General features: G+C 46.7%; 24 protein-coding genes, 1 tRNA gene and 1 pseudogene. 15 read left to right on the forward strand and 11 right to left on the reverse strand.

The genetic code is table 11. The features are described from left to right. Positions 1 to 14: 14 nt before the first annotated feature. The 3 genes from Q5691_RS11130 to Q5691_RS11140 form a co-directional block, all read right to left on the reverse strand. A complete protein-coding gene (locus tag Q5691_RS11130; RefSeq protein ID WP_333344856.1) occupies positions 15 to 1,118 on the reverse strand; it encodes a branched-chain amino acid ABC transporter permease in 1,104 nt (367 codons plus the stop codon). A 190-nt stretch (positions 1,119 to 1,308) separates the two neighbouring features. After that, entirely contained in the window at positions 1,309 to 2,670 is a 1,362-nt protein-coding gene (locus Q5691_RS11135) for a branched-chain amino acid ABC transporter substrate-binding protein (RefSeq protein WP_333210677.1), read from the reverse strand. 538 nt (positions 2,671 to 3,208) lie between these two features. Continuing rightward, positions 3,209 to 3,463 carry a hypothetical protein gene (locus Q5691_RS11140; protein WP_333344858.1) on the reverse strand — a complete coding sequence of 85 codons (255 nt, stop codon included), beginning with the start codon at positions 3,461 to 3,463 and terminating at the stop codon, positions 3,209 to 3,211. A gap of 165 nt (positions 3,464 to 3,628) precedes the next feature. Here Q5691_RS11140 and Q5691_RS11145 point away from each other — a divergent pair, with 165 nt between their 5' ends. The 4 genes and pseudogenes from Q5691_RS11145 (at position 3,629) to Q5691_RS11160 (ending at position 6,605) form a co-directional block, all read left to right on the forward strand. Continuing rightward, the gene (locus Q5691_RS11145) at positions 3,629 to 3,976 is read left to right on the forward strand and encodes a nucleotidyltransferase domain-containing protein (RefSeq protein WP_333344860.1); all 348 of its coding nucleotides are present in this window, start codon (positions 3,629 to 3,631) and stop codon (positions 3,974 to 3,976) included. Then, a complete protein-coding gene (locus Q5691_RS11150) occupies positions 3,954 to 4,310 on the forward strand; it encodes a HepT-like ribonuclease domain-containing protein (protein ID WP_333210672.1) in 357 nt (118 codons plus the stop codon). Before Q5691_RS11145 ends, Q5691_RS11150 begins: the two co-directional genes overlap by 23 nt. Before the next feature lie 159 nt (positions 4,311 to 4,469). Then, positions 4,470 to 5,836: pseudogene (locus tag Q5691_RS27675) on the forward strand (IS4 family transposase). 322 nt (positions 5,837 to 6,158) lie between these two features. Then, entirely contained in the window at positions 6,159 to 6,605 is a 447-nt protein-coding gene (locus tag Q5691_RS11160; RefSeq protein ID WP_333080986.1) for a hypothetical protein, read from the forward strand. A gap of 228 nt (positions 6,606 to 6,833) precedes the next feature. Here Q5691_RS11160 and Q5691_RS11165 read toward each other — a convergent pair whose 3' ends face one another. Both Q5691_RS11165 and Q5691_RS11170 read right to left on the reverse strand, forming a co-directional pair. Next, positions 6,834 to 7,388 carry a cyclic nucleotide-binding domain-containing protein gene (locus Q5691_RS11165; RefSeq protein WP_333210668.1) on the reverse strand — a complete coding sequence of 185 codons (555 nt, stop codon included), beginning with the start codon at positions 7,386 to 7,388 and terminating at the stop codon, positions 6,834 to 6,836. Between the two features lie 334 nt (positions 7,389 to 7,722). Beyond that, positions 7,723 to 8,706 carry a DUF1517 domain-containing protein gene (locus Q5691_RS11170; protein WP_333210666.1) on the reverse strand — a complete coding sequence of 328 codons (984 nt, stop codon included), beginning with the start codon at positions 8,704 to 8,706 and terminating at the stop codon, positions 7,723 to 7,725. Positions 8,707 to 9,006: 300 nt separating this feature from the next. On the opposite strand from Q5691_RS11170, the gene hemB reads away from it, so the two are divergent. Both hemB and Q5691_RS11180 read left to right on the forward strand, forming a co-directional pair. Further along, positions 9,007 to 9,990 carry a porphobilinogen synthase gene (hemB, locus tag Q5691_RS11175; RefSeq protein WP_333210665.1) on the forward strand — a complete coding sequence of 328 codons (984 nt, stop codon included), beginning with the start codon at positions 9,007 to 9,009 and terminating at the stop codon, positions 9,988 to 9,990. 634 nt (positions 9,991 to 10,624) lie between these two features. Continuing rightward, on the forward strand, positions 10,625 to 11,113 hold the full coding sequence (locus Q5691_RS11180) for a GNAT family N-acetyltransferase (RefSeq protein ID WP_333053288.1): 489 nt from the start codon (positions 10,625 to 10,627) through the stop codon (positions 11,111 to 11,113). Positions 11,114 to 11,306: 193 nt separating this feature from the next. Here the strand turns inward: Q5691_RS11180 and Q5691_RS11185 are convergent, their stop codons facing one another. The 6 genes from Q5691_RS11185 to Q5691_RS11210 form a co-directional block, all read right to left on the reverse strand. Continuing rightward, entirely contained in the window at positions 11,307 to 12,242 is a 936-nt protein-coding gene (locus Q5691_RS11185) for a HAMP domain-containing sensor histidine kinase (RefSeq protein ID WP_333309159.1), read from the reverse strand. Between the two features lie 25 nt (positions 12,243 to 12,267). Continuing rightward, on the reverse strand, positions 12,268 to 12,861 hold the full coding sequence (locus tag Q5691_RS11190) for an L-threonylcarbamoyladenylate synthase (protein ID WP_333210661.1): 594 nt from the start codon (positions 12,859 to 12,861) through the stop codon (positions 12,268 to 12,270). A 53-nt stretch (positions 12,862 to 12,914) separates the two neighbouring features. Further along, the gene (locus Q5691_RS11195) at positions 12,915 to 13,895 is read right to left on the reverse strand and encodes a HemK/PrmC family methyltransferase (protein WP_333344862.1); all 981 of its coding nucleotides are present in this window, start codon (positions 13,893 to 13,895) and stop codon (positions 12,915 to 12,917) included. 140 nt (positions 13,896 to 14,035) lie between these two features. Beyond that, positions 14,036 to 14,869: a Tic22 family protein gene (locus tag Q5691_RS11200; protein WP_333344864.1), complete on the reverse strand. Its 834-nt coding sequence runs from the start codon at positions 14,867 to 14,869 to the stop codon at positions 14,036 to 14,038. Between the two features lie 152 nt (positions 14,870 to 15,021). Continuing rightward, a tRNA-Pro gene (locus Q5691_RS11205) sits at positions 15,022 to 15,095 on the reverse strand. A gap of 326 nt (positions 15,096 to 15,421) precedes the next feature. Further along, positions 15,422 to 15,973 (reverse strand): GNAT family N-acetyltransferase, encoded by a 552-nt coding sequence (locus tag Q5691_RS11210; RefSeq protein ID WP_172187348.1) that lies wholly within the window; start codon positions 15,971 to 15,973, stop codon positions 15,422 to 15,424. Positions 15,974 to 16,216: 243 nt separating this feature from the next. Here Q5691_RS11210 and Q5691_RS11215 point away from each other — a divergent pair, with 243 nt between their 5' ends. The 9 genes from Q5691_RS11215 (at position 16,217) to Q5691_RS11255 (ending at position 24,607) form a co-directional block, all read left to right on the forward strand. After that, a complete protein-coding gene (locus tag Q5691_RS11215; protein ID WP_333309163.1) occupies positions 16,217 to 16,396 on the forward strand; it encodes a hypothetical protein in 180 nt (59 codons plus the stop codon). Between the two features lie 85 nt (positions 16,397 to 16,481). After that, positions 16,482 to 17,207 (forward strand): hypothetical protein, encoded by a 726-nt coding sequence (locus tag Q5691_RS11220; protein ID WP_006631881.1) that lies wholly within the window; start codon positions 16,482 to 16,484, stop codon positions 17,205 to 17,207. A gap of 128 nt (positions 17,208 to 17,335) precedes the next feature. After that, complete coding sequence (locus Q5691_RS11225; protein WP_333344866.1) at positions 17,336 to 18,205, forward strand: alpha/beta hydrolase; 870 nt, start codon at positions 17,336 to 17,338, stop codon at positions 18,203 to 18,205. A gap of 196 nt (positions 18,206 to 18,401) precedes the next feature. Beyond that, positions 18,402 to 19,544 carry a heat-inducible transcriptional repressor HrcA gene (gene hrcA, locus Q5691_RS11230; RefSeq protein ID WP_445304765.1) on the forward strand — a complete coding sequence of 381 codons (1,143 nt, stop codon included), beginning with the start codon at positions 18,402 to 18,404 and terminating at the stop codon, positions 19,542 to 19,544. A gap of 420 nt (positions 19,545 to 19,964) precedes the next feature. Continuing rightward, positions 19,965 to 20,099 (forward strand): hypothetical protein, encoded by a 135-nt coding sequence (locus tag Q5691_RS11235; RefSeq protein WP_333210650.1) that lies wholly within the window; start codon positions 19,965 to 19,967, stop codon positions 20,097 to 20,099. Between the two features lie 280 nt (positions 20,100 to 20,379). Then, positions 20,380 to 21,972, forward strand: coding sequence for a methionine--tRNA ligase (metG, locus tag Q5691_RS11240; RefSeq protein ID WP_333210648.1), 1,593 nt, complete (start codon positions 20,380 to 20,382; stop codon positions 21,970 to 21,972). A gap of 105 nt (positions 21,973 to 22,077) precedes the next feature. Then, the gene (locus Q5691_RS11245) at positions 22,078 to 22,683 is read left to right on the forward strand and encodes a LabA-like NYN domain-containing protein (protein ID WP_006631885.1); all 606 of its coding nucleotides are present in this window, start codon (positions 22,078 to 22,080) and stop codon (positions 22,681 to 22,683) included. 176 nt (positions 22,684 to 22,859) lie between these two features. Further along, positions 22,860 to 24,056, forward strand: coding sequence for an LPS export ABC transporter periplasmic protein LptC (gene lptC / locus Q5691_RS11250; RefSeq protein WP_333210646.1), 1,197 nt, complete (start codon positions 22,860 to 22,862; stop codon positions 24,054 to 24,056). 221 nt (positions 24,057 to 24,277) lie between these two features. Then, the gene (locus Q5691_RS11255) at positions 24,278 to 24,607 is read left to right on the forward strand and encodes a hypothetical protein (protein ID WP_333344869.1); all 330 of its coding nucleotides are present in this window, start codon (positions 24,278 to 24,280) and stop codon (positions 24,605 to 24,607) included. Positions 24,608 to 24,660: the final 53 nt, after the last annotated feature.

Genomic DNA, 24,660 nt, shown 5'->3' on the forward strand with positions numbered 1-24,660 from the left:
TCAACCCAGCACCTTTAAACCTTCTCCTGAACATTCTCGCCCAACAAACCCCCAGGTCGAAAAGCCAAAATCACCACCAAAACCCCAAACACCCAAGCATTAGTCCAGCGGCTCGACAAATACTGATCGCTCAAAGACGAAAGCAACCCAATCAAAACCCCTCCTAACATCGCCCCGACAATATTGCCAATCCCCCCCAAAACCGCCGCCGTAAAAGCCCTCAAACCCGCCGTAAACCCCATCGTAAAAACAATAGTATTGTTGTACAGACCAACCAAAATTCCTGCCGAACCCGCCAAAGCTCCCCCAATCAAAAAAGTCAGAGCAATAATCTGATCCACATTAATTCCCATAATTTTAGCAGCATCGCGGCTTTGAGCAGTTGCCCGCATCGCCTTTCCCAGACGAGTGTACTGCACAAAAACATGAAGCAAAACCATCAATACCACCGCCACCACCAACACAATTAAATCTTTTGTAGTAAATACAATACTCGTTTGAATTCCCAAAAACTTTAGAATATCAACTCGCGGCAACAAATCGGGAAAGCTTTTCGGAGCCGCCGAATTAGAACCCATCACTGGAATAAAAGCTTTCAATCCTCCCCAAAACAGACCCATATTTTGGAAAATAAAAGAAACTCCAATTGCTGAAATTAAAGGAGCCAAACGGGGAGCATTTCGCAACGGTCGATAAGCATACTTTTCGACAACAATATTCAGTCCAGCACAAAACACCGAACATACAATTAAAGCGACTAACATCACTGGTATAGCAATACCTAAAGGTGCGCCATCTTGAATCCCAAAAGCCCCGAACACGGTTAGGGAAGCAAAAGCACCCAACATATACAAATCGCCGTGAGCAAAATTGATTAACTCAATAATGCCATAAACCATAGTGTAACCCAAGGCAATAATTGCAATCAGCGCCCCGTTCACCAGACCCACTAATAATTGTTGGATAAAAACTTCAGGATTGCTGACTATTTCTCCCAGGATTTTTGGCAAATCAAATCCTGCGATCGGGCCTAATAGCAAAACTATATAAACTACACCTATATATAAGAGAATACTTTTCCAGTTCTTCATGTTTTTGAGTAATTGGGAATTGGGCATTGGGCATTAGGAACATTCATTCTACTCGTTTCTAGGCAGATATTAGAAACGCGGATTCGGAGGCTCTACCTCCAATTTTTCGGATCGGAAAGCCCAGCAGACCAAGAGTTATATTGGTTCCTAAGCAGAGCCTAGGAACCAGTTAAAATCACTACTGACAACAGTCAACTGACAACTGACAACTGACTAATTATTCCGTCTTGAGCGCATTCACGAACTCCCACTTGCCACCTTTAACAACATTTCCTGACATTGTAGTCAAGCTCGTGTCGCCGTTGGTGTCAAAACTCCAAGTGCCGAGTACCCCGTTAAAATCTTTAGTTGCCAAGACAGCTTCGCGGATAGCAGCACGGTCATTTTTGCAAACTTTATTAATTGCGCCGATCGCAACTTTAGCAGCTTCATAGGCGTAAGCTGCATAAGCTTCCGGTTCAGCATTATATTTTGCCTTGTAACTTGTGTACCACTTCGCACCCGCACCAGTCAATTCTTGAGGAGGCAAGCCACCAAAAGTAGCGTAAACTCCTTCGGCATCTTTGCCTGCCGCGTCAATTAAAGCTTGCTCTTTAATGCCGTCGGGCCCCATGAACTTAACCGCATCAGGCGTCATTCCGACATTTCTCATGTCTTTAATTATTTGTCCCGCATTGCTTTGAGTAGTGCCTCCAAGGTAAATCATGTCGGGATTTAAAGCTTTGATTTTATTCATTAACGCCTTATAGTCGCTAGCTTTAATATCAATTCCCTCTCTTCCGAGGACTTGAATTCCCAACTTTTTAGAAGTTGCTTCAAAAACGTCAGCGATGCCTTTGCCGTAGAGTTCTTGGTCGTCTAGAATGTAGACTTTTTGCACGCCTAAAGATTTCGCCCAGTTGCCAGCTACAGCACCTTGAAGGTCGTCAGCGGGGACAACGCGGGTGAAATTACGAGTGCCAGCGGGATAATAAACGTTGGGTTCTTTGGCTTCGCCTTTTCCTGGTTTAGTCAGTCCCGGATAAGTGTTGGCCGGACTGATCATGACGATGTTAGCTTGGTTGAGCACGGGAATGGAAAGTTTGGCTGCACCGGAGTTATAGTGACCGATGACGGCAACTACCGAACCGTCAGCCACGGCTTTGTTGGAGTTGGACGTTACTTGGGCAGGGTCCCATTTGCCGGCGGCGGCGGTGGCGTCATCGTAAACTTCGTATTGGATTTGGATTTTGCCGTCGCAAGCTTTCGAGTTGGTTTCGGCGAGGGCTTGTTGGATACCGTTGACCATTGTTTGAGCTTGACCCAAGGCGCTGCCTGTCATCGGCAGCATGGAGACAATTTTGACAGTATTTGGGTCTCCGGGGTTGCTGACTGCGACGGGAGTGGCTGCGGGACTGGTTCCGGGACTGCCTCCGGGAGTTGTGGCGGTGGGTGCTTGAGGATTTTGACAGCTAGCGCACACAGAGGCTATTCCGGCGGCGAGCAGTAATTTCCGCAATCCTCCGACGCCGAGATTCTTTGTTGGGTTGGTTTTTGTGGATGTGGGACTTTTGCCCCCTGATTTTTCTGAAAAGTTCATAGGTTGGTTGGTTTGTTGCGGGCGTTTTTGCATATTTTTCACTCTAGTCAGTATGTAGTCAAGAGTTAGCACAAGTTTAAAAAATTTGTGTCAACTCTCAAAGATACACTGCTGCCGCCAGAAGGTCGGGACTTGGGCCATATGTGATATCAATGTCGGCGATATCCAAAGTTTAGACTTGAAAAAAGTCTTATTCGCCTGGTTCTGCGTGGTATTGTGCGATCGCAGTTTGGATTTCCTCGGCCGAGACGTTTGCTTGTTCTGATTTCGAGTAAATCAGGTGTAAAACAACCTGGTCGGTGATTCAACTTGATAAATCAAACGATAGCCACCGCTCTTACCAACTTGGGCATCACTGTTTTTAGCCCGGACTTTGTAAACGGTGTATGGGATGCCTGTAATCTGGTCTCCGATGAAGTTTCCTTGGATAATCTGATCGAGGACGGGCTTAACATCGGTTTGAATTTGGCGCTACTTTTTAGCGAGTCCTTTGAGGCGACGTTTGAAGAGTGCCGTGAATTTGAGTTGGACTGGCATATCAGACATTGATGCCGTCCCAGAGCTCATCGATGGGGAAGGTTTGTCCCGCTTTGGCTTGGTGGAGGGAGGCTTTCAGGTCAGCGAGGATTTTGTCGTTGGAGTCGGTGTCTGAGTCAAAATCCCAGTCGAAGTCTGGGGCGAGTGCGGTCTGTGTCCGACTGGTCAAAAATTCCAGGAATGTCAGGGTTTGCTCTAAAAGCGATTCAGGAGTCCGTTCGATCGCTTCTAGAAGGCGTTGTTTTATCGGCGACATAAGATGACCTCTCAATCTAGCTCCTCTCATCTTATCAGTAAGTCTAGTAAATTTTGTTTGCAGCGAAAACTTAAATGTGTCTGGGATGCTCAAGTGTGGTAAATTAGCGCCTGCTATAGCAATGCTTGGATTCTCTGAATTTTGTAGTCTGAGGTTGACTCGCCCATGATTGAGTTACAAGCGGATTTACAATATGTAGTGAGCGATCGCCTAAAAGTTTCTTTAGATGCGATCGCGCAATTTTGCCAGCGCTGGAACATTGTCGAGTTTGCCCTGTTCGGCTCGGTGCTGCGGGATGATTTTCGCCCTGATAGCGATGTGGATGTATTAGTTACTTACGAGCGCTCGCACCACCTCACGCTGTCTCATTTATTGGGTATACAGGAGGAGATAGAGCATTTATTTCATCGTTCTGTGGATTTGGTTGAAAAGAATCGGTTAGAAAATCCCTATCGGCGATCGAACATTTTGAAAACGCATCGAGTGATTTATGCCAGCGAACGATCGGGATAGTGCTTCACTTTGGGGCATGGAGCAAGCAATCCGTCGGATTCAACAGTTTACTACTGATGCTTCTTACGACACTTACCTGGAAAGTGTTTTTATGCAAAGTGCCGTAGAGCGGCAGTTGGGGATTTTGGGCGAAGCAGCTCGCAGAGTTTTGATCGAGTTTCAGCAGTTTCATCCCGAAATTGATTGGCGAAATGCGATTAACTTACGCAATATTTTAGTTCACCGTTATGACCAAGCGAGACCAGAAGTTATTTGGAATCTTGTTACAAGTGTTTTGCCTGGTTTACTGGTGCAATTAGAGGCATTACTGCCACCGTTACCTGATGATACTTGATATCATGCCCGGTCAAATTCCTCCGCTTAGCGCTTGAGGACGATCGATCCGGTTCGTAGTGAGGACTTTAGCCCAATGGCACTGAAAAAGTGAACCCCAAAAAATCTGTAAGGCAATATCTACATAATTGCCCGACCAACCAAAATATCTCTCTCCATTATGCCAAATCGTGCGTGCATTCTTAAACAACAATTTTTGCCGAGCGTTGCCTCACCTTGGGAGAAGCTGCTGCCAGATTCGTTAGTCCAAGAGCTTCTAGCGAATGAGAAAATCACCTACGACCAAAGCATCTACACACCGATAGTCACATTGTGGGCGATGATATCCCAGGTACTCGCTCCCGACAAAAGTTTGAGTGGGGCCGTGAAGCGGATGAGTACGTGGCTCAGTGCCGCCGGAGTCCAGCCTCCTTCTTCTGATACCGGGGCATACAGTAAAGCTCGTCAGCGACTACCAGATCAACTCGTTCAACAGTTAGTACCCATAGTCGCAGAGGAAGAGAGAAAAGCAAGTTCCCATAGAACAACAATGGTGTGGACGACGGGTGCGGGTACTAGATGGGACAACAGTGTTGATGAATCATACTGCTGCTAATCAAGCCGAGTATCCGCAACACAGCAATCAAAAAGCTGGGTGTGGATGAACCATCGCTAAAATAGTGGTACTCTTTTGATTGCTCACGCTTGGCTGTGGTATCCGCTGGCATAGCTAACGCAGGCGAGCAGTGAGATTGTGCTCAGCCTTTTAATTTATGCAAATTTAGTCCCCGACGATGTGATATTGCCATAGCAAGCTTATGATAATTATGTCGATTTATTTGTGGTGAAACAGCCAGGAGCAGATGCTGTTTTCCGTAAAAATCATTTCCGTAAAACTGACTTAAGGGCGGGGAAAAAAGTTGGGAATTGGCGCTCAAAAAGTCGTCGGGAATCAGCCCCAACATTGTCCCAACCCACATGACTTTGGAGGAACTCGAGGCATGGCCGTCTAGTTTCATCGTCCGGAAAGTATGGCGAATTAAGCGCCGTGGCTTTAGAGCTGAGCGTATCATTGTAGTGACAATATTGGTGGATACAAAACGGTACACTGTTAAAAAGTTGACTTGTTTATATGGGTTTCGTTGGTCGGCAGCAGTTAATTGACGCTATCTCAAAACCACGTTAAAAATGGAGATATTAACAGCTAAAACTCCGGTGATGGTGAGAAAAGAAATCTGGACATACTGATTAGCTTACACTTGATTACGTACCATTATGTGGCAGGCTGTATCTTTGTCAGAAAATACAGTTTTTCAACTCTCATTCCAATCAACCAGGCAGCAGTTGAATCTGTTATTGATGCTGTTGGCAACTACAGGAAAATGCCAACAGCGACAATGGCGTCAATTACTTTTGGAACAGGTGGCAACTAATTTACTTACGATTCGACCTGAGCGTTCTGAATCTAGTGTTTGGAAACCCAGGCAGAAACCGTATGCTCGAATGCAGGAACCTCGCTCTGTCTTGAAAGCTAAACGGAGGGAGTGATTAAGCCTTTTTCTGTGCCATTGGACTTTAGTCATGATAAAAATCTGAAGACCAAAGTCCTCACTACAAACCCCTTGATTAGAGGTAATTGACCTGAAAGGATATTATCTGTCTTTAGATAGATGTCAAAGAGTATAAAAATGTGAAAATTTTAATAAAAATAAAAATTTATCAGTCTTGAGGAAGACTCACTAAATGTATGGGAGATTGCAGCAATTTCTCGCAAACTATAACCAAAGATAGTTTGTTAATGAGTTAGCTTACACTTATTATTTAAACATAAGCCAAAGACCTTTTTGAAAAGATAACTCAGGAATAAATCATGACTAATCGCCAACCAATACCCCCCAAAAAAGAAGTTAGCAAATCAACACCGGCCGACGAACAAATCGAAGCCAATATGGAAGCCCCCCACTATGACAGGGGCATTACTCCTGCTGAGACAGCAGCGCGGCAAGAACGGGAAGGGGCTAACTTCATGCACACAACCACCGAAGGCAAGCAGAAAAGTGCAAAAACCGATGACCAAACCGATGACGAAAGCATTCACACTACAGATGGTTATACAGTAGACAAAGAAGGTCTGGTTAACAATTACGCGGTCGAACCGGAAATGTACATCAACGAACCGGGCGATTTGAGAGCAAAAGAAGAAGCCGAAGCTGCAGAACGCGCTCGAATTCTCGCAGAAATCAAAGATAAAAAAGGCGAAGAAGGAAAACTGACAATGGATGCAGACACCCGCGGCAAAGGGCCGGGCATTATCTAGATTGTCTAGTTGGTAGTTGCATTTGGGCGCGCGAGGTTGCAACGGCAAAGCACAGGGGCGGGTTTTTATAGTTTCGGCAATTATAGATGATCGATATTTCCGGTACGACCCGCCCCTATTTCGTTCTGCACATCTGTTTTTTGAGTTGAGAAGTTACATCGTACATCTCTCAATGACCGTATCAATCGGCAAGTTTTCAGACCCAGCTTAAAAACGCCTTAAAATTCCTTAAGGTTTAAGATTTTCCCTCAGCCAATTAAACTTAGCCTCAGCTAGCGCCAAATTTTCCAGGACGTTAGGATTGATATCCTCTCGTTCAAATTCTGGTTGATCTAATTCAATATTGCGACCGTATTCTATATGTCGGATCGTACCGCGCATTCTGTCTGCCAGACACAGTGAAATTCCATAATAAAACCGGGATGCAAAGCCCATATCGTTTTGAAGTTTGATGACTAACTGCCGCCTAGGAATTGCTAGCAAGTGAGTTTCTTCGATCGCCTTTACCGTTGCCAAAGGAGGGCGAGCATCAATGAAAGATACTTCTCCCACCAGTTCTCCGCTGGCTATTTTAGCGAGTTCTCTAGTCCGCTCAGCCTCGATTAAAACGCTCAAACTCCCATTCAAAACAATGTAGAGCGCATCTATCTGTCTCCCTTCATAGATCAAAATCCCGCCCGGATCTAGAACTTCCTTTTTACCTTTTTGGACGATCCAGTTGATATCGTCATTATTTAACTGGCTCAAAATAAAAAGTGCTTTTTTTCTGCTGCTGTCGGCCATAAGTTTTAGCTCTCGATCGCTGCTTGCTTATTTATATAAAATTTAGATGACGCGCGATCGCAACTTCTTCCGAAGCAGCCCTCGCTTAATACATTTTTTTTTATCCTGCCTAACTTCTTCGCAAAACCCATATCGGGCAGGCTTAGCCCATAGCAGATGAATCACGCTGAAACATAATCTCTCAATACTAGCATTTGTTAAACAATCTTTTTTAACTCGATCGACCTCCCCAACCTCCCGCGAAATTCCCGTCTCAAAAGCAATTGGGTTCACCCGCCCAGCTTTGGTGCGGGATGGGGCGCGGCAGACAATACTCCGCGCCCAGTCTTGCTCACTAAATCGATCGCAAATCAGGATAGCCGGCCAACATATCGTCAGCAGTCAGAGTGTCCCCATTCGCTTGAGGAGTCCACAGCACCTCAACCGCCAGCAACTGCTCGCTCGATACTCCCCCAATCTGACGCAAAGCTTGGCGCAAATCTTCAGAGTTTTTCACTACTGGCAATTGCAATTTACCTTGAGTACCGACAATCACCGTCACCACAATAAATTCCCCAGGATCTGAATTCAAATCAGAAGCAACCAGCGCCCCATTTTCCTGCAAACCTGGCAGGATATTGCTGCTCCCTGCTTGCCGGAGCTGATTGTTATAATTCGAGAGCGTTTCTTCAGTAAATTTGCTGCGTTCTGCCAAAGAAAATTGATTAAACTTAGCTTCGGCTGCTTCCAAGCGAGTTTGCACAGAGTCAGCGCCCGCGTAAGCCCAGTATTCAGGATGCCGCAGCAGCGCCAGGGTAGATTCTTGGAGCACTTGAGCACGACCTGCTGCAGTATCGGTATCCGCTTTTAGCGCTAGGGAGTCGAGTTCGGCTTGCAAACCGCGGGCCTCTGCTAGCAAACCGACTTGCAAGCGGGCGACAGATACAGTGGTAGTGGAGGCGCTGTTGCCTAGTTCGTCAGTTCCACCCCCGGCGCGGCGGAAGCTTTGGACGAGGAAATTAGCAATCGAGATAAAAATCAAAATCGAGAACAGGCCGCCAAACCCGCCCCCAAAGCCAAAAAACGGCAGCAAGAAGGGGAAACCGAAGCCGCCGCCAAATCCGCCGCCCGGGTAGTAACCCCCTCCCGACGGCGCGTAAGTGCGACTAGGAGACGAGTAACTGCGCGCCGGAGCACTAAAAGATCCGCCGCCGATGCGTCCTCCGCTGCGGGCAGCCAGAGCTCCGTCAGCGTTACCGAGGGCTAGCGTCAGTACCAGACCGATCGCAAATAGTGATTTCAAAAGCGGTTTCATCTTTGAAATTAGTTGCTTGTACATAAGACCGTTACTATTCGATACATTTATAATTTACAGTCTATCCTCGCGAATGGGCAGCCTGGTTATAGGTGTGAAGCCAGCGAGATATCCGTACCAACCGATCCAACCACAGTTAGGCCTGAGTCTGCAAACGAGAAAAGCTAGAAAGGACTGGCATTCCTGACTACGAACAATGGACATCGCGGGTTTTACAGAAGTTTACTTATGTAAAGGGCGATCGGCCAACAATAAGCTCTAGACTTTTAAAGAAACGCCGCGAGTCCTCAAAAACAGGGCTTTATCTACCGTAAAAAAAACATTATGTTTCCAACTCACCGCCCCCGCCGCCTCCGCAACCATCCCCAACTCCGCCGGATGGTACGCGAAAATATCTTGACAACCAGCGATTTAATTTACCCCCTATTTGCTGTACCGGGGGAAGCTTTTGCTAAAGAAGTCACATCGATGCCGGGAGTTTACCAGCTATCGGTAGACAAAATAGTAGAAGAAGCAAAAGAAGTCTACGACCTCGGCATTCCCGCGATTATTTTATTCGGCATTCCCGCAGATAAAGATACAGACGCAACAGGTGCTTGGCACGATTGTGGCATCGTCCAAAAAGCGACGGAAGCAGTTAAAAAAGCCGTACCAGATTTAATCGTCATGGTCGATACTTGTCTGTGCGAATATACCACTCACGGTCACTGTGGCTATTTGGAAGTCGGAGATTTAAGCGGCCGCGTATTGAACGATCCCACACTAGAATTGCTGAAGAAAACCGCTGTTGCTCAAGCTAAAGCCGGTGCAGATATTATCGCACCTTCGGGAATGATGGACGGTTTTGTCGGAGCAATTCGCGAAGGATTGGACTCCGCTGGATTTGAAGATATTCCCATCATGTCTTACGCGGCAAAATACGCCTCAGCTTATTATGGCCCATTCCGGGATGCAGCAGAGTCTGCTCCGCAATTTGGCGATCGACGCACCTATCAAATGGACCCCGGAAACGGCCGCGAAGCTCTGAAAGAAATTGCTCTCGACATTGCCGAAGGCGCAGATATGCTCATGGTTAAACCCGCTTTAGCTTACATGGACATCATCTGGCGCGTGAAGGAAGCAACTAACCTGCCAGTTGCTGCTTACAACGTTTCTGGGGAATATGCGATGGTGAAAGCCGCCGCCCTTAACGGTTGGATAGATGAAGAAAGAGTAGTGATGGAAACTTTGACAGGATTCAAGCGTGCTGGTTGTGATTTGATTTTGACTTATCACGCCAAAGACGCCGCCCGCTGGCTGCAAAACTGATTCACTCGATTTTAGATTAGAGATTTGACTCCACAGCACCATCTTCGGGTGTTCTTGTGGAGTCAACACCTCTCTCGATAGATGATTTTTGAACAATTAGGCAAGACACTAGCTATAGCTTACGCTTACCGATAAACGACGCCTCGAAACCAGGTTTTTACAGTTTCGGTGGGCTGTAACTGATATATTGCACCATTCTCAAGAACAGGTTTTTCGGCCTGTTCCACAAAGAGTGAATTTTCTTGTGGAACAGGCCGAAAAGCCTGTTCACAAAAAGCTTATTGAGAATGGTGCAACATTTCCGTTGTAACGAAGTATTGCTATAAAAAAACCAGGTTTCTCTGTAGACAAACTCCAAACCCTAAAAAATTAGTCATTCCCCATCTAAAATCTGAAATCTAAAATCTCAAATGGTATGAGTTATAAGTTGGGAATTTTGACTCAAAGACTTTTTTACAAAATTTACCCCAAAAAGTATTAATAATCACCGAAATTAGTTAAAAAATATGTATGAATAAAAATAGTTGTGTAAATGGGAATTCAACCATTGATCGTTCCCAAGCAAAATCAACTTTCACTCCTGTAAAACAGTAAAAGTAACACAGTTTAGATACAACTTGAAGGCAGATTGAGCATGACATCAACGACTAGGGATTCCAGTCACATTCAATTTTGTATAGGTCGCGATCGCGCAGACATCGTACAGATCCAAGAACTATTTAAAGCCGCCGCCTTTTGGGCGAGGGAACGCAAGATAGAAGATTGGGAAATTGCTATTGCCAACAGCGAACCAGTTGTTACAGTTTGGGACGGCTCACGGGCGATCGGCTTTGCCAGAGCCACCTCAGATGGCATCTATCGAGCCACCATCTGGGATGTCGCCATTCACCCGGATTACCAAGGTGCAGGACTCGGCCGTAAATTAGTGCAAACCGTCTTGAGTCACCCTCGGATGTGCCGAGTAGAGCGAGTTTACCTGATGACAACTTACAAACAAAGCTTCTACGAGCGCATCGGTTTTCAGCAAAACGCTAGCACCACCATGGTACTTGAAAATCAGCTTCTAGAAGAGAATCTCGAATTAGAAATTAGCAACGGCGAATTGCTAACTGCTAATTGTTAAATAATCACAAGATTGGCACCAAAATCTATAATTATGTAGGGTGCGTCAGGGCGCACCTTACTCCCTATAAATAATTTCCTTGTTTCATCTTCCCTTTTCCATCTTCCCGCCCTCCTTTAAATCTGTTAAATTTTTTGCCATCTTCCCCACCTCCGTTAGATCCCGTACATTGCGCGTGACCGAACTTCCTTCATCACAAAGTTGCCAAAGGAATAGAACACTGAGTCCGGTTAAAATTGCACTCTTCGGACTCAGAAGGCACAGCCAGAACCTCCAACTTTCCGCTCATCAAACTTAAAAGAGTCTGATTCATCAATAACCTCATTCCAGAAGACACCTGAGAATTATCGCTGCTCTTAGTAACATCACACTCCAAATCGTGCTTCAGCAAATCCCAAGACTCGCTCCAAGCACTCACTGAACGCTGATCATCCACCCAAATGTGAACGTATCCAGATTCCGGCGAAGCATGGGCAGACACAGAAATACTCCCCTCCTCCATCTGAGCCACAGCAGTATCTACCAAATGGACTAAAACTTGCCTAAACCTCGGCAAATCTGCCAAGACATAAATCTCCGGATCAGGCGGCAATATCTCCAAACGAATGCCGCGATTAGCAGCTTGCAAGTAAGTTAAATCATCAACCTCGTCAAAAACCTTAGCTAACTGAATCGGCTCAATATCCATCCTGTCAGTGCCGTGTTCAGTTTTAGCAACAGAGATAATTTCATCTATCAATTTCACCAGCTTGAGTGCCGCGACGTGAGCTTGCTCGACAAACTCTCGTTCCTCAGCAGGATCGTCGCACAAATCCGAGAGAATTAATTGCAGCGTACCAATCATAGTGCTCAGGGGCGATCGCAACTCGTGAGAAGTCCGAGCCAAAAAACCCGCCTTAAATTGGCTCATCTCCGATGCCATTTGATAAGCCAATTGAGTTTGCTTAAGTTGGTCGGAAAGAGCATCAAACTTCTCTAACTGAATTTCTTGAGGAGGTGGCGGCACTTTGGGTGCAGGTTCGGGCTGTTGCGAGCTTTTTTGCCGCCGGCGCCAAATCAAACTGCTTCCCAAACCCAGCCCCAGTCCCATACCTAAATATATAAAGTTGCTCCAGCCGATCGGCGCCATATTGCTTTGCCTTGGAGTTTAGCTTTTAGCATTCTAACTCGATCGCGCCTTGTCGCAATATTTCCCACTCGCTGCCCGTCCATTTAGCCACAGTCGAAGGCAAACTCGAAGCTGTTGTCGCTGTTGCTAATTCCGAAGGAACTAATGTCAAGACTTCAGGAAACTGAGCCTCAATTTCTGCCACCGATTCCAAAGGTGGCTGGCCGGATAAATTAGCGCTGGTAGTAGCCAAAGGGCCTGTCTGCTCTAGAATCTTGAGGGCAAGGGGAAAGTCAGGCACTCGTACTCCGATTGTAGTTCGATCAATGGGATTGAGAGCCGCCGGGACTTTGGCTGAAGCCGGCAGCACCAAAGTTAACGCCCCCGGCCAATAGGATTCGGCTACTTGCTGCCACAAGTTTAACTCTGCTGGACTTCCCTGCACGTAAGGCCACAAAGCCCTCGCCGATGCTGCCATCAAAATCAGCGGTTTGTCTTGACTGCGACGTTTAGCTGCAAAAATCAACTCCGAGCGATCGGGACGCGCAGCCAAAGCGGGTACAGTATCTGTAGGAAAACTGACGATATGATTGCCAGAAATTGCCCCCTGAACTAGGGCATCGATCGAAACTTGTGTCATGCCATTTTAGATTTTAGATTTTAGATTTTAGAAGTACGACATATTCTTGAAACCTAACGTCGATACGCTAAGGCAAACCGATCGATTCCTGCTAAATCCGAAAATATCTGAACTTCACCGTAACTCCCGTGACTTTGCAGCATATCAGCTACCGCCTCAGCCTGTCCCGACATCATCTCCACCAACCAAACTCCCCCGGATTCTAAATAATCGGGAGCCGTTTCTACCAAATGCCGGATGCAATCTAACCCGTCCAAACCGCCGTCTAAGGCCAGATGAGGTTCGTGCCTCAAAACTTCCGGTTGTAGAGTCAGAACCGTGCTGCTGGGGATGTAAGGCGGGTTAGACACCATGCCGCTAACGCGACCTTTGAGAAATTCTAGCGGTTCCCACCACGAACCTTGATAAAAATTAACTCGCGATTCAAAGCCCAAATTCTCAGCATTCAGTCGAGCAACTGCCAAAGCTTCCGAACTGCAATCTACCGCATAAACCCTAGCATTTGTCAACGCAGAAGCCAAGCCGATCGCGATCGCCCCGCTGCCCGTCCCCAAATCCACCCAATGCGATTTGGCAAATTCTCCCCCCCGAAGCTGGGAGAAGTTTAAATCTTCTCCCCCCCTTACTAAGGGGGGGTTGGGGGGGGTAGATTTTTGATTGATATTTTCTGCTTCTAAACGGCTTTTCACAGCTTCTACAGCCAAATCGATCAGCAATTCCGTTTCAGGACGGGGAATTAGCACCGCTGGCGTTACTTTGAGCGAAAAATGTCGCCAATGTGCAACTCCCGTTAAATACTGCACCGGCACCCGTTCCTGTAAGCGCCGCTGCCACAATTGAGCAAGTTCAGATAAAGACAACTTTAATTCAATTTTTGGCAAATCTTTAAACGACTCCAAACGCAGAGCCAACCTATCCAAACCAGCCAGCTCTTGCAGCAGCCAGTCGATTTCTGCTAGGGGAATGTCAGAGGTGATCGCCTCGGTTTTAGCTTGATTCACCCACTGCCAAAGCTCTAAACCAGAAACAAACATAATACTTTTTTGGAAGGGGTAATTGTTAATTGCTAACTGGTAATTAGTAATTAGTAAATAGTAGGTTGAGTCGAGAAACCCAACCTACTATTTCATGAGTAATAACTGATGACTGATGACTAATGACTGCTGACTAACTATTAGCGAGCCGGTCGAGCTGGAGCCGGGGCTGGAGCCGGTCGAGTTTGATTCGGAGCCACCTGTGGATTTTGGCCCGCACCAGCAGGTTGGAGCGATCGCACAAATTCCAGCGACTCCCGCGACGGAATCAAAATCATTTGGGTCAAAAACGGGTCGTTCTCAGTACGCAAAGCTTCCAAAACGCTCTCCAAGTTCACCACCTCAATCTTAATTGTGGCAGTCACGTTCGGCTGCTGCTGCTTAAAACGATCGACCATGCCCTGTAAATCCTCCTTGTTAAAAAACAAGGGAATCACCTCTTGCTGGCCTCGCTGAATCGTCAAATAACCATTTTCCGCGCCGCCTCTGGCCAAAAACAGAGGTACACCGTTGAACTCATTAACTTGTTGACCAGTCTGCTGAAGTACAGTTTTAGCCGACTGCACCTGCTGCGGAGCCGGAACGAAAGCAAATTGCACTTCCTCTGGCTTGCCTTTATTTGCTTGAGTGATCTGATAAATTTCGCCCAGGGATACTGGCATCACGCGCACCGTGGCCGCCAACTGAGGATTTCTGGTTTTCAGTTGATCGACAAAAGCTTGAGCATCTTTCTGGCTGATGAAAATTCCCGCCACGGAAGCATTACCAGTTTGACCCTGACCCTGCTTGGGAACAGAAGCGATCAGGGGCGCACCCTGAGCGTCTGTAATCGTAAATACCGGCACTGATCGCAATTTTTCCAAAATTTGCGGCTCCGGCAGTGCCAGTGCAGACATCTTGCCAATTGGGGAGGGGCCCAGCAGAGTGCAGCCGACAATTCCCAATATTGCGCCCAAACGAACTAATGATTTCATGTTTTTTCCATCAGGAGCGATCCTGAAACACATTAACGCAAAGACTGGCGACTTAACACGATCGGCAAAAACTGCCTCAATTTGTTTTCATTTTGACGAAATGTAAACATCAGAGACAGTTCTGCTTCAATCTATTATTTAACATTGTGCGATCGGGATGACAGGATTTGAACCTGCGACATCCTGCTCCCAAAGCAGGCGCGCTACCAAGCTGCGCTACATCCCGGTGTTATAGTTAGCTAACCTCTAACAATTAACGCACAAAACCGCTTGCTTGTCAAGCTTTATTAAATATTTAGTTCTCGATGCAGCTAAGGCGAAGTTTTTTTTAGGTTGTGCGGTTTGCTCCCACCCAAAAACCCATACCACCCCCTAGCTCCTATCGTGCTCTGCTCAAATCGACTGACAATACTTGCACAGCTTCATAACGGCCCTGATGCCGAGATACATCCACGTCTCACTGACCGCACCGCACAGGTGCATTCGGTGTTGGCAGCGTCAATATTGTATTGTATATCCTCAACAAATCAACGCCGACCTGCACCTTGCTTGCTAATCTGGATACCAAAACATACCTTTAATCCCCTCTGGATCGGACATAAAGCCCAAATTGCGGTAAAAATCCACCACTTGAGGGTCAGCAAATAAGGTAATGTTGCTGATATCTTCACTGCGGAGTTTTTTAATGATGTATTTCATCAGCGCCTTGCCCATGCCTTTGCCCTGGTAGTCAGGATGAACTACCACATCCCAAAGCGTGGCATTAAAAGCATGGTCTGAAGTCGCTCTGGCGAAACCCACCAGCCGTCGCTGGCTGCCCCGCATCTCCCACATAGAGACGACTAGGAAGCTGTGCTGAATAGCTTTTTTGACTTTACGCAGGGGACGGCGGGACCAACCCACTGCATTACAAAGTTCTTCGAGTTCGTAGAGGTCAATGTCCCGATCGCAACTGAAAAAGATGCGAGCGTTGCCGCTGGCGGGTTTGCGAAACGTTGGGGAAAGCGGATCGCCTAACCCAACAGCCACATCTTCCTCAAAATCCGCTGTTTGGGGTACAGAGGCAGACTCAGAACTACTAAATAAGTTTTTCCAAAAACCCATGCAGGCGCGGTTAAGGTAGTAGAAGTTGGACGACGAGAAAGAGAACCAGACAGATAAACCCACTCCAATCGGCGTAGGATCAATTGCCGGTAGCCTCTTGAGGAACAGTTTACGGTACACTCATCTTACGCCGAAAACAGGGATTTGTCGTCCAACATTGAGTCTGCGCTTTTTTGATTCTGTCAAGTTTGGTAGAACTGTTCTGCTAGCCAGTGCCCGGACAACCCGCTTTTAAGGTAAAATTTGTTGCCGAACCAGGACAGAGGCATTTTGGGAAATGCTTCTTTTGAGTGCCGCCGATCGCGCCGGAACTTATACCCTTGGTGGGAAATACCACTGGAATGGCGCAACGGTGACATTCTCGTGATAAGTTCTCTGACAGATTTGACTTTTGCTTTTAGTGAGGAGACGGGCACAATTTAAGTCGAATCGTCGAATCGAAAATCCCATTGCCATAAGGCATGGAAGAGTCCATACCTATTATATTTCCCGCACCTTCTCCTCAATTATGGCTTCGGGTTTAAAACCATCTACACTAGAACTTCTCAAGCGCTTTAACCGAGCGTTTCCGCAGTTTTATGAGCAATTTGTCAGCAGTGAAATCCAACTGCAAAACCTCAAATTAGCTTACCAACTTTACAAAACTCGGCAAGCAGTCATCGAAATCCGAGCCGAAGGTAATAAAAGTGCGCTGCATTTTGCTTACCGGAACCAGTCTTTTCTACTGAGCGATATTTTTGGAGTGCTCGCGGCCTACGGACTGACAATTCACAGTCTGAGTTTGTACGGTCAAATTTACCCGCCCATGCTGGTATTTATCAAATTGGTAGTATCTCGCGGTGGCAAGGTACTGGCAGATAAAACAGCAGAAAATGTCTGTAGAGCCGTTCGAGAGGCATTGGCGGGACATTTTGAGGTTGAAGAGATGTTGGCGGTGGAATTTAATTTAGACGCGGGTTTGGAAGATGTGGCAACTGAATTCTACGTCGATCCGGTTTTCCACTTGCCAGCTTTGCTGATTGAAGCAGATAATCAACCTGGACTTTTTTACAAAGTTATGTATGCCATATGGCAAGAGGATTTGTTGGTAGTAAATGCTAATTTGTTGGTTTGGCGGGGGCGAACTCGCCTGATTCTCTACTTGTTGGGACCCAATGAAAGTTTAATTCCTGAGTATCTGGGGCAGAAAATCGCTGAGGGGGTGCGACAAAGATTGCTAGGCGAGCGATTTTAGGGATACCACTGACTAGGCGTGAACACCTGGTTTTTGGTCAAAACCTTAGTGTGGAGAAAGTTAAACCAAGCCGATCGCCCGATCGAACTACTGATACCTCTGTGTTGATTTCGGGATAGGATAAAATTATGGCAACCATCGACATCCTAGGGGTTCGGCACGCTTACGATTTGACGGCTCCGACTGCAACTTCCCCGGTTCTGGTATTTGTCCACGGCTGGCTGTTAAGCCGTCGCTACTGGCAACCTTTGACCGATCGCTTGGCACCAAACTATCAGTGCCTTACCTACGATTTGCGGGGGTTTGGCGACTCTCAATCGGACTCCGGCGACGCTCGCCCATGTTCCGAACCGCTAAATTCCTGCTACACTCCCGTAGCTTACGCTCGCGATTTGGAAATTTTACTCGAAAAACTCGATATATCTTCTGCTTGGCTGGTGGGACACTCTCTGGGCGGTACGATCGCTCTATGGGGAGCCAGCAAATTCTCCGAGCGCGTTAAAGGCGTTGTCTGCATCAATGCAGGGGGCGGCATCTATCTTAAGGAAGAATTCGAGCGGTTTCGAGCGGTCGGCAAGCAGCTAGTGACAATGCGTCCCGGCTGGCTACCTCGCTTGCCCTTAGCAGATTACGTATTTGCCCGCGATTCTGTAGCCCGCTCGATCGGCAGATCCTGGGGACGGCAGCGCTTAATAGATTTCGTGGCAGCTCATCCAGAGGCAGCTTTGGGGGCTTTGTTGGATTCCACCACAGAAGCGGAGATTCACCTATTGCCACAAATTGTCTCCCAACTCAAACAACCTGTTTATTTTATTGCCGGTACTAAAGACAAAATTATGGAACCAAAATACGTGCTGCATTTGGCTAGCTTTCACTGGATGTTCCAAGGTTGTGGCGAGAATGTCCTTCAGCTTCCCGATTGTGGCCATTTGGCAATGGTGGAACAGCCGGATGCAGTGGCTAGTTATCTGCAAAATATTCTGAAAGAACATGATTAGATGGCATGGGGCATGGGGCATGGGGCATTAAAACTTACAAATAATCAATAACCAATAACCAATAACCAATAACAACTGACTTCTTCCTTAATCTAAAATCTGTTATGTTAAATAGATAAGTCTGCCCGATCGCCCTCTTCGGACAGACGTTTCAATTAAATAGTGGCTTTCAACTCTAAATTCTAATTCTGCTTAAATATCTGTGCGCGTTAACCTCACCGATCGGCAACAATACATCCTTTGGGCAACGGTTCGCCACTACATAGCTACAGCGGAACCCGTTGGCTCAAAAGCTTTGGCTGACGAATTCAACCTCAGCGTCAGCCCAGCTACCATTCGCAATGCGATGGGGACTCTTGAAAAAGCTGGACTGCTTTATCAGCCCCACACTTCGGCAGGACGAGTCCCCTCTGACTCCGGCTACCGAATTTACGTAGACCAGTTGATTCAGCCGTCTGATACGCTGGCGCGCAAGGTGGAACAGGTACTAGACCAACTCAATTGGTCGGATGGTCGCATGGACGCGGCACTCCGTGGCGCTGCTCAAATCCTGGCAACTATCAGCGGTTACATAGCAATGATCACCATACCGCAAACCAATATGGCTTGCTTGCGCCACTTGCAACTGGTGCAGCTAGAGCCGGGAAAGGTGATGCTGATCGTGGTGACGGATGCCTACGAAACTCAGTCGGTTTTGGTGCAGTTGCCGAGGGACGCAGAAGGTAACACGCCTGATGTCGAAATCGTCGATCGCGAATTGCAGATTTTGTCAAATTTTTTGAACACCAAGTTGCGGGGACGATCGCTCTCGGAACTCTCGGCTGTAGACTGGAGCGAGTTAGACCGGGAATTTGAGCTGTACGCTGAGTGGATGGGAACCATGCTGACTGCTTTGAGCAGCCGCCAAAGCCATCCAACCTACACGCGGATTCTGATCGGCGGTCTGGCAGAAGCGCTGCGCTTGCCTGAGTTTTCGCAGTTGCAGCAAGTTCAAACCCTGGTGCAATTGCTCGAACAAGAGCAGGAACTGCTGTGGCCTTTGATTTTTGAATCGCCGGAGTTGGACACGCCAGGGAAGCGGGTAACGGTGCGTATTGGCTCGGAAAATTCCTTGGAACCAATTCGTGGCTGTACTCTGATTTCTTCGACTTACCGCCGGGGATCAGTGCCGGTGGGTAGTGTTGGGGTTTTGGGGCCGACGCGGATGGTTTACGAAAATGCGATCGCGGTGGTGGAAGCTGCGGCCGATTATTTGTCCGAAGCTATTGGCGGAAATCGAGTTAGTTTTCCTGATGGCGATCGAGGGCGCTCGGATCATCCCTTGTTAGATGCACCCTAATTTGATAGCCCTAAGCTTAACTGGCTTGGGGTTTTATTGTCTGTAAATGTACTCACAACCTTTAAAAACAGGGTTTGGTGACAAAAAACCTAGGCTTTTATCCTACATTCCACACCCTGGGGTCTTATAAGCATAATTACGCAGAAAACTATATCTTCAGAGTAACAAATTATGCCTTTAAAAAGTGATTTATCCGTCAATATACGGTATTATAGTATGATTTATAGTTTTATTGGTGGATCAAAATAAGTAAAAACCGATAGTGACAGTTGAGGGTGCAGAATGTAGGTTTGATACTCTTTTTGGGGTAAGAAACTAAAGCTTCGCGCTTGACAAGAGAGTTTCGTAAACAACCCTGTTTCTCCGTCCATGAGCCGCTAGGAAAGTGGCAGAAGTTAGGGGGAAGCGACTTTCCGGCGATTGGGAGAAAAAGATTGCGATGGCGAGCGATCGCGCATTTACAGAAAGTGGTCGCGGAGTGTTAGTCAAATGGCAGGTTTAGCAGCCGAACTGATGAGTTATGTTGCAATCCTGGTGGGCGATCGCTCGCTCTAGGGATAGCGGCTGCGACAAATAAATTGAGGAGGCGCGAACCTCGCGCTCGTCGCTTCCCAAGGTAGCAGAATGTCAAAATATTAAGACATTTTAGAGAGTTTGTCAAAAACAACTAAAAAAGATTAGTGTGGAGATGAAAGCAATATTTCTTTGGGGAATAGCCCGGGTTAGACAACTGCACATAACTTGCAGTAAGTTTGGCTTAATTGCCACTCCATAAAAAATTTAACCGCTGAGTTAAGATCGAAACGAAATTTAGGGAATTTTCTTTTAACATTCAATGAAATCGACTGATAAAACTAAGAATACCTTTGCGATAACAACGCCTCTGTATTATGTAAACGATTTACCTCACGTTGGCAGCGCTTATACGACTATGGCTGCGGATGCCCTAGCCCGATTTGAGCGGCTGCGGGGCAAATCTGTTTTGCTGGTGACGGGGACGGACGAACACGGACAGAAAATTCAGCGCACAGCCGAGAGTTTGGGACGATCGCCCCAAGCTCACTGCGATTCAGTGGTTCCGGCGTTTGAGGCGCTGTGGGAGCAACTCGACATCCAGTACGATCGCTTCATCCGTACAACTTCGCGGCGTCACGAGTACATTGTCAAAGAATTTTTCCAGCGCGTCTGGAACTCCGGCGACATCTACTTGAACCAGCAACAAGGGTGGTACTGCGTCTCCTGTGAAGAATTCAAGGATGAACGGGAATTGTTGCCGGGAAATCGGTGCTCCGTCCACACCAGCAAGGAAGTTGAGTGGCGCGACGAGGAAAATTACTTTTTCCGTCTGTCCCGGTATCAAGACCAACTGCTGGCCTTGTACGCAGAACGTCCCGACTTCATCGCGCCGGAAAGCCGACGCAACGAAGTGCTCAGTTTCGTCAACTCTGGACTGCAAGACTTTTCGATTTCTAGAGTGAATCTCGAATGGGGTCTGCCAATGCCAGTTGACCCCAGTCACAGCATCTACGTCTGGTTTGACGCTTTGCTGGGATACGTCACCGCCTTGCTAGATCCGGACAGCGACCCGATTTTGGAGAATGCTTTATCTAAATGGTGGCCGATTGACTTGCACTTGATCGGCAAAGATATTCTTCGCTTCCATGCAGTTTACTGGCCGGCAATGCTGATGTCAGCAAATCTGCCGATGCCGGGTCGCGTCTTCGCACACGGGTTTTTGACCAAAGACGGCAAAAAAATGGGGAAAACAGAGGGTAATACTTTAAACCCTGTCGAATTGGTCAACAAATACGGCGCTGATGCAGTGCGTTACTATTTTCTCAAAGAAATTGAGTTCGGAGAGGACGGCGATTTTAACGAAACTCGGTTTATCAATATATTGAATGCTGAGCTAGCAAATGATTTGGGAAATTTGCTTAATCGTACCCTAAACATGGCTCGCAAATATTGCGGTGGCTCCGTACCGAAGGTGTTGGCAGAAAATATTGACGGCGACAACCTTCTCAAGGCTATGAGCCTGGATTTGGGCGAGCAAGTAGCGAGTTTTTACGAAGAGTTAGCTTTTAGCAAGGCTTCCGAAGCCGTGCTTGCATTAGTTCGAGCCGGGAACAAGTTTATTGACGTGCAAGCACCTTGGAGTTTGTACAAGCAGGGACAGATCGAAAGTGTCGAACAAGTGCTATATTCTGTTCTGGAATCTGTTAGACTAGCATCTTACCTTTTATCGCCGATTATTCCGAATATCAGCAACGCTATCTATCAGCAGCTAGGTTTTTCAATTGACTTTAACGATCGAGTTACAGTTAACAGTTTAGCGAATTTTGCAGCTCATGCTGCCTGGGGCGCTTTGCCTGCAAACCAAACTCTGGGGGAACCCCAACCTGTTTTTAAGCGGCTCGAACTGCTGTAAACAGTACCTTCATAGTTGGCAGCCAGCGCTCTGGGTGTTATGACAGACTACGAATTAGCAGTTATTTCCTTACCAATCTTTCATAAAAATTGAGGCATAACAATCATGTTGAATAGAATAGAAAGCAACGACCTTTTTACGCCGGAACAGGTTCTAGAAAATCGCGGTCGAGTAGCAATTTTTATTGACGGTTCTAACCTTTTTTACGCGGCTTTGCAGTTAGGAATTGAGATTGATTACACTAAGCTGCTGTGCCGTTTAACTGCGGGTTCACGGCTGCTGCGCTCTTTCTTCTACACGGGTGTCGATCGCACTAACGAGAAACAGCAGGGGTTTTTGCTGTGGATGCGCCGCAACGGCTACCGCGTGATTTCTAAGGATTTGGTACAGTTGCCAGATGGTTCTAAGAAGGCGAATTTGGATGTAGAAATCGCTGTGGATATGATGGCTTTAGTGGGGTCTTACGACACGGCGGTTCTGGTCAGCGGTGACGGCGATTTGGCTTATGCTGTAGACGCTGTGAGCTATCGCGGCGTGCGGGTTGAAGTGGTGAGTTTGCGATCGATGACGAGTGACAGTTTGATTAATGTAGCCGATCGCTATATCGATTTGGAAATGATTAAGGACGACATCCAAAAAACATCGCGCCCTAATTATGCTTACCGCCCTTTATCGGGTCTGAGCTTGATGGAGGAACACGACGACAGATAGGGATTTGGTAAGGGGTAATTGGTAAGGGTTAATAGGTGATGGTTAATGGGTTGAATTCTGGAGAATTAGAAGTTAAAAATTTAGAGAAAGCATAAGACATTTTTAATTTTTGATTAAGTGTTTTTCACTACCAAATTATCAATTACAAATTAACGATTACCAATTCCCAATTCCCAATGATTAATCTCACATCCCCAAATCCCAATCTCAAATCCCCAAAATTGAGGCTGCTATTTTTAGTCGCACTGATTTTGGGGATTAACGCTTGTGCGGTTCCGCAAGAGACTCAAAAGAATAAATTAGCTGAGGATCTCCAAACTGCTCAAGAGTCAAACAGCACTTTAACTTTAAACAAAGTAACTCTAGAACAAGCAAACGAAAAGGGCGAGACGTTCTGGAAAGTAAACTCGCAAAATGCCGTTTACAGCAAAGACAAAAAGATAGTTAACGTTCAGAAACCTGTGGGCAAATTGTTTCAGGACGGCAAAGAAATTTACGACATTCAGGGAGAGACCGGGCAGGTATTTCAGGAAGGAAATCAGGTTTTTCTCAAAGGTAACATAGTCGCTACAGACCTAAAAAATGGAGTAGTTTTGCGCGGAAATGAGTTGGAGTGGCGGCCGAAAGAAGATGTTCTAGTTGTCCGTAACAATTTGACTGGAGAGAACAAACAGGTAACTGCTTCAGCGAAGGAAGCGCGGGTTTTCAGTAGGGCTAAGAGGATGGAGTTATTCGGATCTGTAGTGGCGAAGGTTAAAGATCCGGTTTTGCAATTGCGAACCGAGCACTTAGTGTGGTTTGTGGAGCAACAAAAGGTAAACAGCGACCAACCGACTCAAATTGACAGATACAAAGATAAAATAGTAACAGACAGCGGTTTTGCCGACCAAGTAGATGTAGACTTAAAAACCAAGATTGCGACGCTGACAAAAAACGCTCAATTGATGCCATCAGACCCGCCGCTGCAAATAGAAAGCAGTTTGATGAGTTGGAATTTTCCCGCGCAATCTGTGGTATCGCCTGGGCCTGTGAAGGTTTTTCACCGCGTGGAAAAGGTGACGATGACTGGGGATACGGGGCGGGGAGATTTAGAGAAAAAAATCTTTTATTTGACTGGGAATGTGGTAGGAATTGGGGAAAAACGTCAAGCTCAATTAAATACCGATCGCGTAACATGGTATTTAACTAATCAGACTTTCGACGCCGAAGGAAATGTCGTTTACAAGCAACTAAATCCGGTGTTTAATTTAACTGGGCCGAGGGCGGCGGGAGAGTTGAAAAATCAAACTGTGATTGTCAAAGGCGACGGTGGCGGTGGCCAAGTGGTTACGGAATTTGTACCGGACGAGTACAAGGGAACTTTGGGACAGTAGATGGGATTACAACCGCAGATGTTGGCAGATGAGCGCTGATGAACGCAGATATAATGAAGATTAGGAGTGCGAATTAAATAATTTACACAAGTTTGTGGGGAGTAGGTGTTGGGCGTCCCGCCCGTCCAGAAAGGGCGGGCGGGACGCCCATCCCACAAGAACCATCACGCATTGTAAGTTATTTAATTCTCATTCCTTAGATTGAGTAAGGAGGGGTTGGGATGACGACAACTTTAGAAAAGTTAGAAGGGCTCGATGAACCTATCTTAATTGACGAGTTGAGTTGGAGAGAGTTTAAGGTTGTTGAACAATTGCTCTCGCGTCCGGGGGTGAGGCTGTCGTTTTTAGATGGGGTACTAGAGATTAGACGTATGCCTGGAAGAAAACACGAAACTGCCAAACAGCGGATTTCAATGCTGGTGGATCTCTATTTGGAATATGCAGGGATTGACTTTACGCCAACTGGCTCGGTGACGCTCGAAAGTGAAACTGGAAGGGTGAAGCGAGAAGCGGATTTGTCTTACGAACAGGGCTATTTCATTCTAGTGTAAGGCCTGATAGAATAACAGATTAATCTCACTGAGGGTTCAGGTCAAAATGTCCC

It is taken from the genome of Microcoleus sp. w1-18aA5, from assembly GCF_036701705.1.
Taxonomy (GTDB): domain Bacteria; phylum Cyanobacteriota; class Cyanobacteriia; order Cyanobacteriales; family Microcoleaceae; genus Microcoleus.